The organism is Fervidibacillus halotolerans (assembly GCF_026547205.1).
In the GTDB taxonomy this organism is placed as follows: Bacteria; Bacillota; Bacilli; order Bacillales; family Caldibacillaceae; genus Fervidibacillus; species Fervidibacillus halotolerans.
Map to the genome: position 1 here is coordinate 577983 of NZ_CP106877.1, position 14881 is coordinate 592863.

16 protein-coding genes are annotated in these 14881 nt (G+C 38.2%); 11 read left to right on the top strand and 5 right to left on the bottom strand.

The genetic code is table 11. The features are described from left to right. Positions 1-14: 14 nt before the first annotated feature. Complete coding sequence (locus OE105_RS02680; protein ID WP_275421190.1) at positions 15-1052, top strand: LacI family DNA-binding transcriptional regulator; 1038 nt, start codon at positions 15-17, stop codon at positions 1050-1052. A 231-nt stretch (positions 1053-1283) separates the two neighbouring features. On the opposite strand, the gene OE105_RS02685 is transcribed toward OE105_RS02680, so the two are convergent. Both OE105_RS02685 and OE105_RS02690 read right to left on the bottom strand, forming a co-directional pair. Next, the gene (locus OE105_RS02685; protein WP_275421191.1) at positions 1284-1778 is read right to left on the bottom strand and encodes a YajQ family cyclic di-GMP-binding protein; all 495 of its coding nucleotides are present in this window, start codon (positions 1776-1778) and stop codon (positions 1284-1286) included. A 64-nt stretch (positions 1779-1842) separates the two neighbouring features. Further along, the gene (locus OE105_RS02690) at positions 1843-2703 is read right to left on the bottom strand and encodes a DegV family protein (protein WP_275421192.1); all 861 of its coding nucleotides are present in this window, start codon (positions 2701-2703) and stop codon (positions 1843-1845) included. 111 nt (positions 2704-2814) lie between these two features. On the opposite strand from OE105_RS02690, the gene OE105_RS02695 reads away from it, so the two are divergent. Next, complete coding sequence (locus OE105_RS02695; protein WP_275421193.1) at positions 2815-3699, top strand: YitT family protein; 885 nt, start codon at positions 2815-2817, stop codon at positions 3697-3699. Positions 3700-4071: 372 nt separating this feature from the next. Here the strand turns inward: OE105_RS02695 and OE105_RS02700 are convergent, their stop codons facing one another. Beyond that, entirely contained in the window at positions 4072-4881 is an 810-nt protein-coding gene (locus tag OE105_RS02700) for a Cof-type HAD-IIB family hydrolase (protein ID WP_275421194.1), read from the bottom strand. Positions 4882-5031: 150 nt separating this feature from the next. Here OE105_RS02700 and OE105_RS02705 point away from each other — a divergent pair, with 150 nt between their 5' ends. Further along, entirely contained in the window at positions 5032-5802 is a 771-nt protein-coding gene (locus OE105_RS02705) for a prolyl oligopeptidase family serine peptidase (RefSeq protein ID WP_275421195.1), read from the top strand. 181 nt (positions 5803-5983) lie between these two features. After that, positions 5984-6295: a metal-sulfur cluster assembly factor gene (locus tag OE105_RS02710; RefSeq protein ID WP_275421196.1), complete on the top strand. Its 312-nt coding sequence runs from the start codon at positions 5984-5986 to the stop codon at positions 6293-6295. A gap of 133 nt (positions 6296-6428) precedes the next feature. Here the strand turns inward: OE105_RS02710 and OE105_RS02715 are convergent, their stop codons facing one another. After that, positions 6429-6614, bottom strand: a complete 186-nt coding sequence (locus OE105_RS02715; protein ID WP_275421197.1) for a YjzD family protein — start codon at positions 6612-6614, stop codon at positions 6429-6431. 229 nt (positions 6615-6843) lie between these two features. Between OE105_RS02715 and OE105_RS02720 the strand changes: the two genes are divergently transcribed. Continuing rightward, the gene (locus OE105_RS02720; RefSeq protein ID WP_275421198.1) at positions 6844-7563 is read left to right on the top strand and encodes a hydrolase; all 720 of its coding nucleotides are present in this window, start codon (positions 6844-6846) and stop codon (positions 7561-7563) included. 41 nt (positions 7564-7604) lie between these two features. Beyond that, on the top strand, positions 7605-8165 hold the full coding sequence (locus tag OE105_RS02725; protein ID WP_275421199.1) for a hypothetical protein: 561 nt from the start codon (positions 7605-7607) through the stop codon (positions 8163-8165). Between the two features lie 39 nt (positions 8166-8204). Here the strand turns inward: OE105_RS02725 and OE105_RS02730 are convergent, their stop codons facing one another. Then, complete coding sequence (locus OE105_RS02730) at positions 8205-8498, bottom strand: hypothetical protein (RefSeq protein ID WP_275421200.1); 294 nt, start codon at positions 8496-8498, stop codon at positions 8205-8207. A gap of 209 nt (positions 8499-8707) precedes the next feature. On the opposite strand from OE105_RS02730, the gene OE105_RS02735 reads away from it, so the two are divergent. The 5 genes from OE105_RS02735 to putP all read left to right on the top strand — a co-directional run bounded on the left by OE105_RS02735 (position 8708) and on the right by putP (position 14639). Then, positions 8708-9640, top strand: coding sequence for a beta-ketoacyl-ACP synthase III (locus OE105_RS02735; protein ID WP_275421201.1), 933 nt, complete (start codon positions 8708-8710; stop codon positions 9638-9640). A 35-nt stretch (positions 9641-9675) separates the two neighbouring features. Continuing rightward, a complete protein-coding gene (gene fabF, locus OE105_RS02740; RefSeq protein ID WP_275421202.1) occupies positions 9676-10917 on the top strand; it encodes a beta-ketoacyl-ACP synthase II in 1242 nt (413 codons plus the stop codon). A gap of 147 nt (positions 10918-11064) precedes the next feature. Further along, positions 11065-11847 carry a DUF2268 domain-containing putative Zn-dependent protease gene (locus tag OE105_RS02745; protein WP_275421203.1) on the top strand — a complete coding sequence of 261 codons (783 nt, stop codon included), beginning with the start codon at positions 11065-11067 and terminating at the stop codon, positions 11845-11847. Positions 11848-11921: 74 nt separating this feature from the next. Further along, the gene (locus tag OE105_RS02750) at positions 11922-12665 is read left to right on the top strand and encodes a YjbA family protein (RefSeq protein ID WP_275421204.1); all 744 of its coding nucleotides are present in this window, start codon (positions 11922-11924) and stop codon (positions 12663-12665) included. A 483-nt stretch (positions 12666-13148) separates the two neighbouring features. Then, the gene (putP, locus tag OE105_RS02755) at positions 13149-14639 is read left to right on the top strand and encodes a sodium/proline symporter PutP (protein ID WP_275421205.1); all 1491 of its coding nucleotides are present in this window, start codon (positions 13149-13151) and stop codon (positions 14637-14639) included. Positions 14640-14881 lie beyond the last annotated feature (242 nt).

Here is a 14881-nt window from a genome sequence, read left to right on the forward strand (position 1 = left end):
GGGAGGAACCGATGATGGCAGTGACAATCAAGGATGTGGCAAAGGTGGCAAAGGTGGCCCCATCCACGGTTTCTCGGGTAATCGCAGACAGTCCGAGAATTAGTGAAAAAACGAAAAAGCGTGTTCGAGAAGTAATGGTTGAACTTGGTTATCATCCAAATTTGATTGCTAGGAGCCTTGCAAATCAATCGACTCAAACGATCGGGATTGTTTTCCCTAATTCCGGTGATTTAGCCTTTCAAAACCCGTTTTTTTCCGAAGTGTTACGGGGAATCAGTGAAGAACTTCATGAAAAGCATTACGTATTACAAATGACAACGGGAAAGACGGATGAAGAAATTTTTGACGACGTCGTTAAAATGGTACAAGGAAAACGGGTTGATGGAATCATTTTACTCTATTCTAAGGTGGACGACCCGGTAACGGATTTTTTATTGGAAAAGAATTTTCCCTTCGTCGTAATCGGAAAACCAAATGAAAAGGCGGAACAAATTACCCATGTGGACAACGATAATATTACCGCCGCGTTGGATGGTACCAACCATTTACTACATTTCGGACATGAACGAATCGGTTTTATCGGTGGAAATAAAAATTTGATGGTTACACTGCACCGATTAGAAGGTTATAAAAAAGCGTTAGAAGAAGCGAATATCCCGATCCGTGAAGATTATATTATTCATGAAGAGTTTTTACTTGAAGGTGGTCAGGAAGCGGTAAAGGAATTGATGACATTACAAAAGCCACCGACCGCACTCCTTGTTGTTGACGATTTAATGTCATTAGGTGTTTTACGAACGATTCATGGAATGGGATTGGAAGTGCCGAAGGATATTTCAATCGTTAGTTTTAACAATGCACTATTTGCACAACTTGCCACACCGCCCCTTACATCCATTGATATCCATATTCTTGACCTCGGTGTTGAGGCGGTAAAACATTTAATTGCTCGAATCGAAAATCCGAAGGAACCGATCAAACGAATCATTATTCCCCACGATCTACTCGTTCGTTCTTCCTCAGACTTTTGTATTGAAAAAACGAATCATTGAACGGATAAAAAACGGGGCTGTCCATAAGTACAGCCCTTTTCTTTATTAGTGAAATTCGATTGATTCCATTTCGATAGCGGCGCATTCCGCGGATACGGCCTAGCCTTTTCGAATCGCATCGTTAAGGGGTTCGGCTCGTGCTGTTCTATAAAGAATAGACCGCATCTCTTTCATCAACTTAGGGACGAATCGAGCCCCTTTTTCCATAAATTATTTGTCCATTATATTGCTTTAACGGAAATTGATAAATTGGATATCTAAGGACAATTCTGTTGTTTCTCTCAAGAGAGCGATTACCTTTTGGAGATCGTCCTTATTTTTTCCGAACACGCGTATTTGATCTTCTTGAATTTGGCTTTTCACTTTCCGTCCGCTCTTTTTTATGATTGAGTTGATGATTTTGGCGTTCTCCTTATCAATTCCTTGAATGAATATAGCCCGTTGTCTCACCAGTCCACCGGAGGCCTTTTCAATTTTCCCATACTGTAAATTTTTTATAGGGACTTTTCTTTTAATAAGTTTTCCAAGGAGAACATCCTTTAACTGGCCGAGTTTATATTCGTCATCGGAAATGAATACGAGTTCATCTCCATCGATCGTGATTTCACTTTTACTTCCTTTAAAATCGTAGCGGGTACGGATTTCTTTCATCGTCATTTGAACCGCATTCGTTACTTCAGAAAAATCAATTTTTGAAACGATATCGAATGAAAATTCTTTTCCCATATCGATGCCTCCGTGTATTCATCTTTTTAAAAAAGAGCGATGAGAAGATCCCCTTATACAGAAGTTACTTCTTTTGATTTAAAAAGAAAATGGCAAGGGTACCTGGTCCGGAATGACTCCCGATGGCAGAACCAATCATATTAATATAAAAATTTTTACATCCAAGCTTTTCTTCTACTAGCTCCTTTAATTCGAGGGCGCTTTGTTCATCATCACCGTGACTGATGGCGATCGTTTGATTTTGTAAATCGTCGCCCCTTTCTTTCATCAATTCAATAATCCGATTGAATAATTTTTTTCTACCGCGATGTTTTTCTAACGGAACTAATTTTCCATCTTCAACGTTTAAAAGAGGTTTGATATTCAACAGACCACCGACGAAAGCAGTCGCTTTGGATACTCGCCCTCCGCGATATAAATATTCCAAGTTGTCTACGGTAAATAGATGCTCCATATGGCGACTATACCACTGGGCTTCCTCTATGATGACATCCTTTGGTAATCCTGCTTCAATTAGTTCCGCTACTTTCATAACGACAAGTCCATATCCGAGGGAAGCACATTTCGAATCGATAATTGTTAAATCAAAATCCGGATATTCTTCCAAAACTTGATCGCGAATCATACATGCCAATTGGTAAGTTCCCGATAATTGGGAGGAGAAGGTAATATAGATCGCCGGTTGTTCATCTTCTGCTAGTTTTGTAAATTCCTTTTTCAATTGGTCTGGAGATGCTTGAGATGTTTTCGGGACTTTTCCTTTTCGCATTCCATCATAAATCACCTTTGGATCAATTGTAACTAAATCTTCATATTCTTCTCCATCTAGATGTACCCGTAAAGGAATGAATGTTATACTATGTTCATGGAAAAAATCTAAAGGAAGATCGCTGCCACTATCGGCAATCAGTTTTACGTTATTCAAATATAATCACCACTTTCCAAGCTTCTTTTTTCAGTTTACCGTTTTTATACCATTTGAACAATCTTTTTTCAAGAAATTTTTGAAATCATTTGATGAGAAGGGAATACAACAATGTTAAGCAATATGAGTTTCGTCGGAGGACATGCATTAGTATCTACGAATATCAAAAAAGTTTTAATCGTTGTCATCGGTGCCTTTATTTACGCAATAGGTATCAACTTTTTTTTAGTTCCAGCAAACGTATATGCTAGTGGTTTTTCCGGGTTATCACAACTTTTAATGACTATTTTTCGTAACTTTTTTCATATCAATATTTCGATGGGGATTTTTTTACTTTTATTAAACATTCCAGTTATTATATTAAGTTGGCTCAAACTCGGCCATTCCTTCACCTTTTATAGCATTATGAGCGTTGGATTCACTTCCTTTTTTTTGCAAGTGATTCCGATTCACCCGGTATCTGATGATATCATTTTAAATGCGGTTTTCGGTGGCACCATTTCTGCGATCGGAGTCGGACTCACGTTGCGGTGGGGGGCTTCCACTGGAGGAATGGATATTATAACGTTGTTTTTGTCAAAATGGAAGGATCAACCGATTGGAAAGTATCAAATGGGACTAAATAGTATTATTATCCTTTCTGCTGGGATGTTATTCGATTGGGAAAAGGCATTGTATACGATGGTTGCCCTTTATGCATCGTCTAGGGTTGTCGATATGATTCACACTCAATCCCAAAAATTAACCGCAATGATCATCACAAATCAAACGGAGGAAATGAAAAAGGAGATTATTTATCGTCTCGGTAGGGGAATTACTATTTTACCTGCACAAGGGGCGTATTCCGATGAAAAACGAGAAATGTTAATTGTCGTAATCAGTAAATATGAGTTGTTTGAATTGAAACAAATTATTAAACAAGTCGATTCCCATTCCTTTACGAATATCGTCCATACGGAAAGTGTCTTCGGAAGGTTTCGAAGGGATGAAAATTAAAGACTAAAATTTTAGACGATCATTCCTCAAAAAGGGAGGGAATTTAAAAGACTGATTGAAAAACCCTTATGTTCTTCCAATGGAAAATGATACTGATTATTCAGTCCATTTAGTTGAAGAAAGGGTTTTTTATTTTTGTCTTTTTATTCCTCGATTTTTTTAAATTGACGAGGAATGTTTTTAGTCCCCGATTTACGATATTGTTTGTTTCATCCCTCCTAGAAAATCGACTAACCAATCTATCTTCCTTGAATTGAAAAATTGACGGTCACTGAAACAAAAAATATTGCTCCAATAGACCGTCGATCGTACATTCCCCGTCAAAGGGGGAAAGTTTCCATTTTTATCAAAAGACAAGTTTTCGATTCGATATTAAGATAGAAGTAGTTTTTCCAAATAGACAGCAACCCCGTCTTGCTCATTTGTTAATGTGACATCCTTTGCCACTTCTTTCACCCGATCGATTCCGTTTCCCATGGCGATTCCGTATTTTGCAAATTGAAGCATTTCCACGTCATTATCCTCATCCCCAAAGGCGATAATCCGATCTTTCGGAATTTGATATGAATCGGCTACTTTTTTCAATCCGACCGCTTTGTTAATTCCCCGTTTATTAATTTCAATGACATGATACGGATCGGCCCAAGTGCGGTATTCGATTTTGTCCGAAAGGGTATCGGATAAAAAGCTACGAATGTGATCCACACTTTTTTGGTCGGAATGGATCAACATGTTCGTCGGATTTTCTAATAAAGACGTCCGTAAATCCCCCGTTGTAATGGTCGGATTACCAATCTGAATTAAATTTAACAATTTTTCATCATGATAATGGATAAATACTTTGTCGACCACTTCTGCCACAATATTGCGGAACGAATACTCTTCACAGGTCGTTACGATTTCTTTTGCCGTTTCGATTTCCAACGGTTCATGAATCGTCCCCCATTCAGGTTTGAGGGGATGATGGACGAAAGCTCCATTAAAATTGACGATTGGAGACGTTAAACCTAATTCTTTATAATACATTTCACTCATTCGATAGGATCGACCGGTGGAAATCATCACGATATGCCCTTCTTCTTGCACCTGTTTTAACACTTTTTTCGTTTTATCGGAAATGGTTTTTTTATCAGTTAATAAGGTACCATCTAGATCAAGAGCAATTAAATACTGTTCCCTCATATATAAATTCCTTTCTATGTTGTATTTTTAACAAATTAAATGAACAGTGGTAAAATGATATTCGATAATATTATTACATACTAGTTTATAATAAGTGAAAAGAAATTCAATAGTTTTTGTAAATTTTTAATGGAAACGGGGGAACGACCAATGATTGGAATTAAAAAGAAAAACGTGCAGGGTATTCCCGTGTTAGAAGTGGGAAAATTAAGTTTAGAAAAACAAGCGTTGCCGACGGTTTTTTTTATTCACGGTTTTACGAGTGCGAAGGAACATAATCTTCATTATGCCTATTTGTTGGCCGAAAAAAATTTTCGAGCCATCCTTCCAGAAGCAAATTTGCACGGTGAACGAAGCCAATCGATTTCTGAGAATGAACGGAATACACAATTTTGGTCAATTGTCGTACAAACAATTGAAGAATTAAACATATTAAAAGATACATATGTTGAAGAAGGATTGACCGTACCAGATAAAATCGGTTTGGCTGGTTTATCTATGGGTGGAATCATTACATTGGGCGCCTTAAGTCGATATCAATGGATTAAGGTGGCTGTCAGTTTAATGGGATCTCCATCCTATGACAAATTTTCTCAAGATTTAATCCATCAATATGAAAAGCAAGGCGAGAAATTACCTTTTACAAATGAACAAGTGGAAGAAGAAATGAAAAAAATTGAAAAGTATGATTTAAGTAAACGTCCGGAAACATTGCAAGGTCGTCCACTATTGTTTTGGCATGGGAAAATGGATAAAGTCGTCCCATATCAATATGCATGGGAATTTTATCATAAAGTAAAAGATGAATATGGAAATCATCCTGAAAAAATACAATTTATTTTAGATGAAAAGGCTGAACATAAGGTGACGAGGGCAGGCGTATTAAAAACGGTAGAATGGTTTGAAATGTATCTAGCATAAAAGGATTGGAAGGGGAGATGGGATGGAGGACGAGTAAGTGAAATCGGTCGATTCGCCTCCATCCATCTTCCTTTTTCTCCAGGAAGCAGGCATTGTGAATATACGTATATCCGGTTTCCATAGTGGAATTGTTTACCCGTTTTTTGTTATGATAAGGTAGAATGGAAAGGAGGTTTTCAAAATGGATGAAGCCTTAAAGGAAAATATATATGGTGCTTTGGAACAAGTGATCGATCCAGAGCTTGGAATCGATATCGTGAATTTAGGATTGGTTTATGATGTGGATTTGACAGAGGAAGGAAAAGCGATCATTACGATGACGTTAACAACAATGGGTTGCCCGTTGGGAGGAGTGATATCTGATCAAGTAAAGGCTGCCCTTAGCGATATACCAGAAGTGAAAGATACGGAAGTGAATATCGTTTGGAATCCACCTTGGACAAAGGATCGGATGAGTCGTTATGCTAAAATTGCCTTAGGTATTCCGGATTAAAACAGTTGGGTATCTTCTCTGTTGTGATATGACGTCAAGTACAATGATATTTTCAGTAACGGTTAACATTTAGGTCTATTCGAAAAAACAGTCGAAAAGTAGGATAGAAAAAAGGGTCTCTAAATTTGAGACCCTATTTTTCTGCGGTTTGTCCATCTTTCGGTAACAGGATCGGTATGAATAAAACTAAGATGAACAGTCCGACAGTTAGGAAATTTCCGGTTTCAAAACTGTATGTGGCACCAAGTATCGAACCGACCACATATGTAACCATGTGAGATAATAAAAAGCTCCAAATAAATGTAAACAAGTACTTCATTTAATCACCTTCAAATAGGAAAATTCCTTCTAAGTCTTCATAAAAATGATACCATAAAAAATAAAAATCGCAAATGGATTAGACTATGAAGACAATAATAATTTAGTTAAAGCCGTCTAGCCCAAATTGTTGTTAGTCATGAAAAGGGAGAAAAAATATACGCTCAAATGGTTGCTTTCATCGAGATTTGAAATATAATATAGTACTCGTTTATGTAGAGGGGATTCAGATGAAATATCGTATTTTTTTATTAAACAACCGACATTGTATTGTCCATTATCCAGAAAAGCCGAACGGTTTCGGAATTCTTATTATCGGTGATAAAGATCAATATGTAGATGGGAAGGGCAGCAGTTGGATGAGTCAAGAAAACAAGTCCCCCTTATTACAGTCATTGTTGAACGAAGGTTATTTATTATTTTATCCTGATTTAAGCTTCAACCATATGGGAAACAGCCAAGCAATTGAATTAACAAAACTCGTTTATGAGTATGTAAAAAGACACGAAATCATCAACCATAACATTCATATTATTATCGAAGGAATTGGAGCACTTCTGTTATCTCCCTTTTTGGTAGAATATCATCAATATGTACGTTCCATTCTTTTTATCAATCCGATATTTTCACTAGATTGGATGAAGGAACAAGTAAAGGACCAACCTTTTTTATATCGGAAATTTTTACAAGAAATTCGGGATGCATATACAATCGACGAAGATGAATGTGAACAAATAATCGCCAATAATAAACGGGCTATCCTTCATTTAAACCACCCCTTTAAGATCATCCATATTTTGGAACATGGGATGAAGGATGAACGTTGGATTAAAAACTATAAGAAGTTATTTGGAGAAACGGACCGCATTCACGTTTTATTACGAGAAAAAAGAAGTGCCCAAATAAAGTACGCCCTTCAATTATTTAAGCAGGCTGAACATTTTTTATGATCGAATGAAGAGCAAAAAGAAATGAAACGGGTGATGGCAAGTTGAATAATTTAATATATGGGAGTTATGGACTGCTCGGTTTCGAACTTGGGAAATGGTTTTTAGAGATGGGAGAATCGGTTTTTCATATTAATATTGGAGATGAATTTGAAAATAAACAAAAATTAGAGGAAAAACAGTTGTTATTTGGAAGAAACAGCAATTTTAAAGAAATCGATCGAATGGAAAAGATGGAACCGATTGAGGGGAAATCCAGGGTAATCGTGCCGTTCATTGATTGGGAACGGTTTGGAGAGGGAGAAAAAAAGAAGATAATCGACAGGTTACGAACACATTTACACATTCAATGGCAAAATCCAACCTTTTTTTTCATCCTGATTTTACTAAAAAGGGACAACTTTGAAGATTTGAAAAGGGATTTTCCATTTCTTTTTTCAGAAAGTAAAAGGCTCCAAACGATCATTGTTCCAGAAAACGATCGAAAGGAACCGTTGGAAGAGGAAAAAGAGGTGGAAATCATTCCTTTAACTAGGGAAATTATAACTGTAATTGAAAGTGAAAAACCTGGAGACCATACCGTTACACATATGTTAATGCTTTGAAAAATGGAAAGGGCGGCCCAAATCATCCGCCCTAAAAAATTATTTAAAAAATCTCTTCGTCATCGCCCGTAATTTCGATGCCGATTCTATAATTTGATTTAGCTGTTGGAAAAACTCCATCCGCTCATTTCGATTTTGGTCCTTTCCTCCCGATTCCATTTGGAAAGGGGGGTTTTTCCTTCCAAATTTTTCGTTCGATGGAACCGTTTTGTGAACACTGTCTTTTGGTGTGCGAATAGCCCTTTCACCAAACATAAAGCGGATAAAACGTGTTTCACGATCTTCCTGTTCTGGAAGTGCATTTCTTTTTCCCGCCGTTTTCTTTTCTACCATTTTCCCACCTCCAGTTTGGTTTCACTTTTTTATAAACATATGCATATGGACCGACTTCTGTCCGAACTTTTCTAGAAATAGGCATTTTTTTCTGGCCGTTGATTATGAATTGAAAAATGGTTACGAATCAGGTAAAATTAGTACCAGGTAATAATAACAGATTTCAAAATCTTATACAGGTAGCTTTTTTAAATAAAGGAGTGAAGAAAATGAACGCAGGAATTATTGGAATTGGCAGATATATTCCCGAAAAATTGATCACAAATTTTGACCTAGAAAAAATGATGGACACATCTGATGAATGGATTCGGACAAGAACGGGGATTGAGGAAAGAAAAATTGCAGACGAAAATACGAATACGTCAGATATGGCATATTATGCGGCAAAGGAAGCCATTGAAGACGCCGGTATTAGTGGAGAAGATATCGATCTGATTATTACTGCAACAGTGACACCGGATCATTCTTTTCCGTCTGTATCGAGTATGTTGGAAGAAAAACTAGGTGCAAAGCATTGTGCGGCAATGGACATTAGTGCTGCCTGTTCCGGTTTTATATACGGAATGGTAACAGCTAAACAATTCATAGAGACAGGAACCTATCGATATGTATTGGTCGTAGGTGCTGAAAAGTTATCGAAATTGATCGATTGGAATGATCGGAATACGGCGGTACTTTTTGGTGATGGAGCGGGCGCTGTCGTGATGGGCCCCGTATCGGAGGGGAAAGGAATTTTATCCTTCGAATTAGGTTCTGACGGATCCGGAGGAAAATTTTTATATGAAGATCAAAAGATTTGTATGAACGGAAGAGAAGTGTTTAAATTTGCAGTGAGACAGATGGGAGATTCCGCCGTACATGTCCTTGAAAAGGCTGGTTTGACAAAGGAAGATGTTGATTTTCTCATTCCCCATCAGGCCAATATCCGCATTATGGAAGCAGCGAGACAAAGGTTGGATCTCCCTGCGGAAAAAATGTCCAATACCGTTGGAAAATATGGAAATACGTCTGCAGCCTCCATCCCAATCTCCCTTGTGGAAGAAGTAAAAGCTGGGAAAATCAAAGATGGAGATTCTATCATTATGGTTGGTTTCGGTGGTGGCCTCACTTGGGGTGCGTTGTTAATGAAGTGGGGAAAATAAAAAATTTGAAAATGTAAGCAAGGAGTTGAATAAAAATGGATAAACGAAGAGTTGTCATTACTGGGATTGGAGCAGTTACTCCTGTTGGAAACGATGTGGAGACGGCGTGGTCAAATATCGTTGAAGGGAAATCAGGTATAGGGGTCATGACTCGCGTTAATCCTGATGACTTTCCATCGAAAGTGGCTGCGGAAGTAAAGGATTTTCGTCCTGAAGATTTTATCGAACGGAAAGATGCAAGAAAAATGGATCGATTTACCCATTTTGCATTGGCAGCCTCTTTTATGGCTGTTGAGGATGCAAAATTGAAGATTGATGAAAGTAATGCCCATCGGGTTGGGGTCTGGATTGGATCTGGTATCGGTGGAATGGAAACGTACGAAAAACAATTTGATATTTTTTTAAAACGTGGGTATCGGAGGGTCAGTCCCTTCTTTGTACCGATGATGATTCCGGATATGGCTGCTGGACAAGTATCCATTTTTTTAGGTGCTAAGGGAATCAATTCGTGTACGGTAACCGCTTGTGCTACCGGAACGAATTCCATTGGCGATGCTTATAAAGCTATTCAGCGGGGCGATGCGGATGTGATGATCACCGGAGGGACAGAAGCGCCAATTACGAATATGGCAATCGCAGGTTTTTGCGCAAGTACAGCCCTTACAACAAACCCAAATCCGGAAAAGGCTAGTAGACCTTTTGACAAAAATCGAGATGGTTTTGTAATCGGTGAGGGAGCAGGGATTGTCGTATTGGAAGAATTGAATCATGCAATCAACCGCGGTGCCAAAATTTATGCAGAAATTGTCGGCTATGGTTCGACAGGGGATGCTTACCATATTACGGCTCCTGCACCAGGGGGAGAAGGCGGAGCAAGGGCGATGAAAATAGCATTAGACGAAGCGGGAATATCGCCGAGTGACGTGGATTATATAAATGCCCATGGGACGAGTACGGAATATAACGACAAGTTTGAAACGGAAGCAATTAAATCGGTGTTTGGTGAGTCCGCCTATCGATTGGCGGTAAGTTCGACCAAATCGATGACCGGTCATTTATTAGGAGCGGCTGGAGCAGTGGAAACAATATTTTCTGTCTTGTCCATTACAAATGGGGTGATTCCACCGACCATTAATTACGAAAATCCTGATCCGGAATGCGACTTGGATTATGTTCCAAATGAAGCGAGAAAACAGGATGTGCGGGTTGTTATGAGTAATTCCTTTGGATTTGGTGGGCATAACGCAACCCTCCTATTTAAGAAATACGAGCAATAATACTTTATATTATTTTAATCTTATCCATCATCCCAATATATGAAAATCACCGGTCTGAAATCGGTTGCTCATTACCTAGTTCTCTTTTTTATTTTTTCACATATTTTATGATTAATGAAGGTTGAATACGTTATGGGAGGAAAAACGATGGGCATCATCCGAACGGACCGGTGGCTTGATCAATGGTTTTTCCAGCCGGAAATCATATGTGAAAAGTTGATGAACCACTTCGATCGATTAACTGGTCAGAGCATCTATTTGTTTTTGCAATCAAAGGGAATGTATAAACCGAATCGATTGACAAAGAAAAATTTCCACATGATGAAGGAAAGAAACCATTGGGAAAAGGTAGAAGATTTTTTCAATAAATATAAAAAACGGTGGAAGGGACCAAATATCTCCATTTATGTTTTTCCATCATCCTTTTCTTTATTCGATCCAATGAACAAAAGAGAAGGATTTACCTTTCCCCATGCAATGTTTTTGTTTTTGTCACCTAATCTTAATGATCGGGAACTAGAAGCCCTTTTTGTCCATGAGTATCACCATGCCACACGAATGGGTACATTAAAAAAACCGGTTTCTGAAAACAATTTAGCGGATTCTGTCGTGATGGAGGGCTTAGCGGAATTTGCCGTGTGGAAATATTGTGGGGAACCATATTTGTCGAAATGGATTTTCGCATATGAGGAAAAGGAAATCAAATATGTGTGGAAAAAATGGTTTCAACCTAATTTAACAACGAGTATTTCCGATCCCCTTCACGATCAACTTCTATATGGAAAAATTTTTTCAAAGCCGATGTTCGGCTATGCAGCAGGATTTTATTTTGTAAAACAATTCGATCAACAGTCGAAACTCTCAATGGAAGAATCCTTCATATTACCTGCAAATACGTTTATCCTAAGGAATGAAAATCAAGGAAAATAACGTATGTGAAGGAATAAATTACCCGTCACTTGCCAATACTGTACTCAAACAGTCTGTAAGTGAGGGGTTTAACGATGCTATATTTGCATGATGTTTGGGTCAATTGGTTTGAGGGAGAAGAACATGGTTATAATGTCTGTCCATTTCATGAATGGAGGAAAACCGATACGATTGAATTGTTAGATCAAGTTCCGATTATTAAATCCACTTCGGAATTATACCATTATATCGAAAACCATTTAGAAGATCTACCCGAACCTCTATTAAATGACGTATATCAAAAGGCTTATATGCGAAAGAACCACGAGCGTATACCACTCGATTACTGTTTTCTTATAACGGATGGAATTGGGATTTTAGTTGTCGACACGTTAGGATATCAAATTCCGACGAGAAAAAGTCGAATCATTCCGAGGCAGGAACAACTTGTCTACGAAATGGTGGAAAATGTGGAAGTAATTGAATATAGTTTCCAACCCCCGAAAAAAAAGAACGATCACATTCTTTCACCGGATCCATTACTGATGGTTGGCTTGACGAGGAAAGAAAGGCAGTTAAAAAAGTTACTATTTATGGCTCTCGATCAATTACATATAGCAAAAAATACCGCTGAAATACGCTACTGGTATACGGAGTGGAAACCGGAAAAATACTCGGTGATACGAAAAAAAACCTTTGAAGAAGTTTGGCAAGAGTTTTACGAGGATGTAAAAAAGGGCTGGTCGAAAAAACATGAAACATTATGCGAACGAATGGTAAAAGGGCAGCCGTTATTAGAAAAACTTTGGGAATTGGAACAAGGTTCAAAGGTGAATTAAGTGTTGTTTTATAGACAAAGATTCGAAATAAACCGATTTCAAGTTCAAATCCACTTCCTTGAATAAAGGCGCTATGATTTATGGTGTTGGTGACTAAAAACCAACACCTTTTTTGATTAAAAATAAAGATAAGTGACGAGAAGGACCGAGCCGTGCCACTGGATGGGCGTCCGACAATGGAACGAATCACTTCAAACCGATTTTGGATGAATGGAAAACCTAATCCGATTACATTTTACTGAAAAAAATCACGAAATTATTCACCAACATTATTTGACAGAACCTTAATACCCCTTTCCTACGATCCATTTACAAACCGGAAGAATAAAATCTGGTTTTAGGAAAGAATAACTTTTTAATAGATAGTTCACTGATAAATGTTAATTTTCTATTTAAAAAAATTATTCATTATTTGTAAATGTTATGATAAAATAAAATATATTTTAAATTATGGAATAAGGATGATGAATAAGGGGGAAAATAATGACTGATTTTATTTATCAATTGTTAGCCATTGTTATTTATTTAGTGGGAATGTTATTTATTGGTTGGTATGCGTATAGGAGAACGTACAATTTATCCGATTATATGCTGGCGGGAAGATCGTTACGTCCTGCGGTCGCAGCATTAAGTGCCGGAGCGTCGGATATGTCCGGTTGGCTGTTAATGGGGCTTCCCGGTGCGATTTTTCTCTTTGGTTTGGATAAGGTTTGGATTGCGATTGGTTTAACGATCGGTGCCTATTTAAACTGGTTATTTGTAGCACCGCGACTTCGGGTATATACCCAAGTATCCAATGATTCGATTACAATTCCGAGTTATTTGGATAATCGATTAAAGGAAAATGTGAAATTTTTACGGATTGTGTCAGGAATTATTATTTTCATTTTCTTTACCTTTTACGTTTCATCAGGGATGGTGGCAGGTGGCGTCTTCTTCGAAAGTTCCTTCGGTTGGGATTATCATATAGGTCTTTTGATCATGTCTGCGGTTGTCGTGGTATACACATTTTTCGGGGGATTTCTCGGAGTTAGTTTAACGGATTTTGTTCAAGGAACGATTATGTTTTTTGCCCTCTTACTCGTTCCTATTGTGGGAGTTTTTGTGACGGGAGGTATGGGGGAAACGGCAGAGACAATTCGTGAAGTGAATCCAGAACTTCTTTCCCTCGTATCCGGGACAGGTCTTCTTGGAATTATTTCTTCTGCCGCTTGGGGACTTGGTTATTTTGGACAACCCCATATTATCGTTCGATTTATGGCGATTAAAACGGTACAAGAAACGAAACAAGCAAGACGAATTGGAATCGGCTGGATGATTTTAAGTTTAGCTGGAGCGATCGCCACAGCCCTCGTTGGGATCGCCTATTTTCAACAACATCCGGATATGACGTTAACAGATCCGGAAGCGGTATTTATCGAATTAGGTCAAATTCTTTTCCATCCATTTCTTGCCGGTGTTATGTTAGCGGCGGTTTTAGCAGCCATTATGAGTACCGTCTCATCCCAACTGTTAGTAACATCGTCGGCACTTGTAGAAGATATTTATAAGGCGATATATAAAACGAATCTTACCGATTCCAAATCGGTCTTTTTCGGTCGAGTTGCGGTACTTATCGTTTCGGTTATCGCATTAATTTTCGCTTGGGAACAGTCGAATACGATTTTGAATCTCGTTTCCTTTGCGTGGGCCGGATTCGGTGCCTCCTTCGGTCCGATCATTTTACTTTCACTATATTGGCGAAAATTAACCGGGATTGGAGCATTGTCAGGAATGGTCGTTGGAGCGTTGACAGTATTAATTTGGGGAAACGTGGATGCATTAAAAAATGTTATGTATGAAATTGTTCCAGGCTTTTTGTTGAATATGATCGTCGCGTATATCGTAAGTTTATTCACGTACCGGCCGAATGCGGAAATCGAGCGGGAATTTAATGAATCCCTTGCTTTGTTAAAAAGTGAAAGTGGTAAATAATTTATTCGAAAGGAAAAAAGGTTGAGTCAAAAGGACATGTTATGAAAAAAATGATGTTTTGAGACTCAAACCTCTTCTTTGTTTTGGGATAATTAATATGGTTATTTTATACAAAAAAAGTGGGTTTCCCACATGTTTTTCTGCTTGACTTGGTCTTGTTGCCTCACTACTTGCCACTTTTTCAGGCGACTCCAGTGAAAACAGTACGAGGCGATGACCCTGCAGACGAGTTTCCGAGTCGA

Bases quoted from the DNA above. Each gene is read 5' to 3' on its own strand.
- OE105_RS02745 (WP_275421203.1), top strand. From the start codon at position 11,065: ATGGGCATCATCCGAACGGACCGGTGGCTTGATCAATGGTTTTTCCAG.
- OE105_RS02730 (WP_275421200.1), bottom strand. From the start codon at position 8,498: ATGGTAGAAAAGAAAACGGCGGGAAAAAGAAATGCACTTCCAGAACAG.
- putP (WP_275421205.1), top strand. From the start codon at position 13,149: ATGACTGATTTTATTTATCAATTGTTAGCCATTGTTATTTATTTAGTG.
- OE105_RS02700 (WP_275421194.1), bottom strand. From the start codon at position 4,881: ATGAGGGAACAGTATTTAATTGCTCTTGATCTAGATGGTACCTTATTA.
- OE105_RS02750 (WP_275421204.1), top strand. From the start codon at position 11,922: ATGCTATATTTGCATGATGTTTGGGTCAATTGGTTTGAGGGAGAAGAA.
- OE105_RS02695 (WP_275421193.1), top strand. From the start codon at position 2,815: ATGTTAAGCAATATGAGTTTCGTCGGAGGACATGCATTAGTATCTACG.
- fabF (WP_275421202.1), top strand. From the start codon at position 9,676: ATGGATAAACGAAGAGTTGTCATTACTGGGATTGGAGCAGTTACTCCT.
- OE105_RS02710 (WP_275421196.1), top strand. From the start codon at position 5,984: ATGGATGAAGCCTTAAAGGAAAATATATATGGTGCTTTGGAACAAGTG.
- OE105_RS02680 (WP_275421190.1), top strand. From the start codon at position 15: ATGGCAGTGACAATCAAGGATGTGGCAAAGGTGGCAAAGGTGGCCCCA.
- OE105_RS02735 (WP_275421201.1), top strand. From the start codon at position 8,708: ATGAACGCAGGAATTATTGGAATTGGCAGATATATTCCCGAAAAATTG.
- OE105_RS02715 (WP_275421197.1), bottom strand. From the start codon at position 6,614: ATGAAGTACTTGTTTACATTTATTTGGAGCTTTTTATTATCTCACATG.
- OE105_RS02720 (WP_275421198.1), top strand. From the start codon at position 6,844: ATGAAATATCGTATTTTTTTATTAAACAACCGACATTGTATTGTCCAT.
- OE105_RS02685 (WP_275421191.1), bottom strand. From the start codon at position 1,778: ATGGGAAAAGAATTTTCATTCGATATCGTTTCAAAAATTGATTTTTCT.
- OE105_RS02705 (WP_275421195.1), top strand. From the start codon at position 5,032: ATGATTGGAATTAAAAAGAAAAACGTGCAGGGTATTCCCGTGTTAGAA.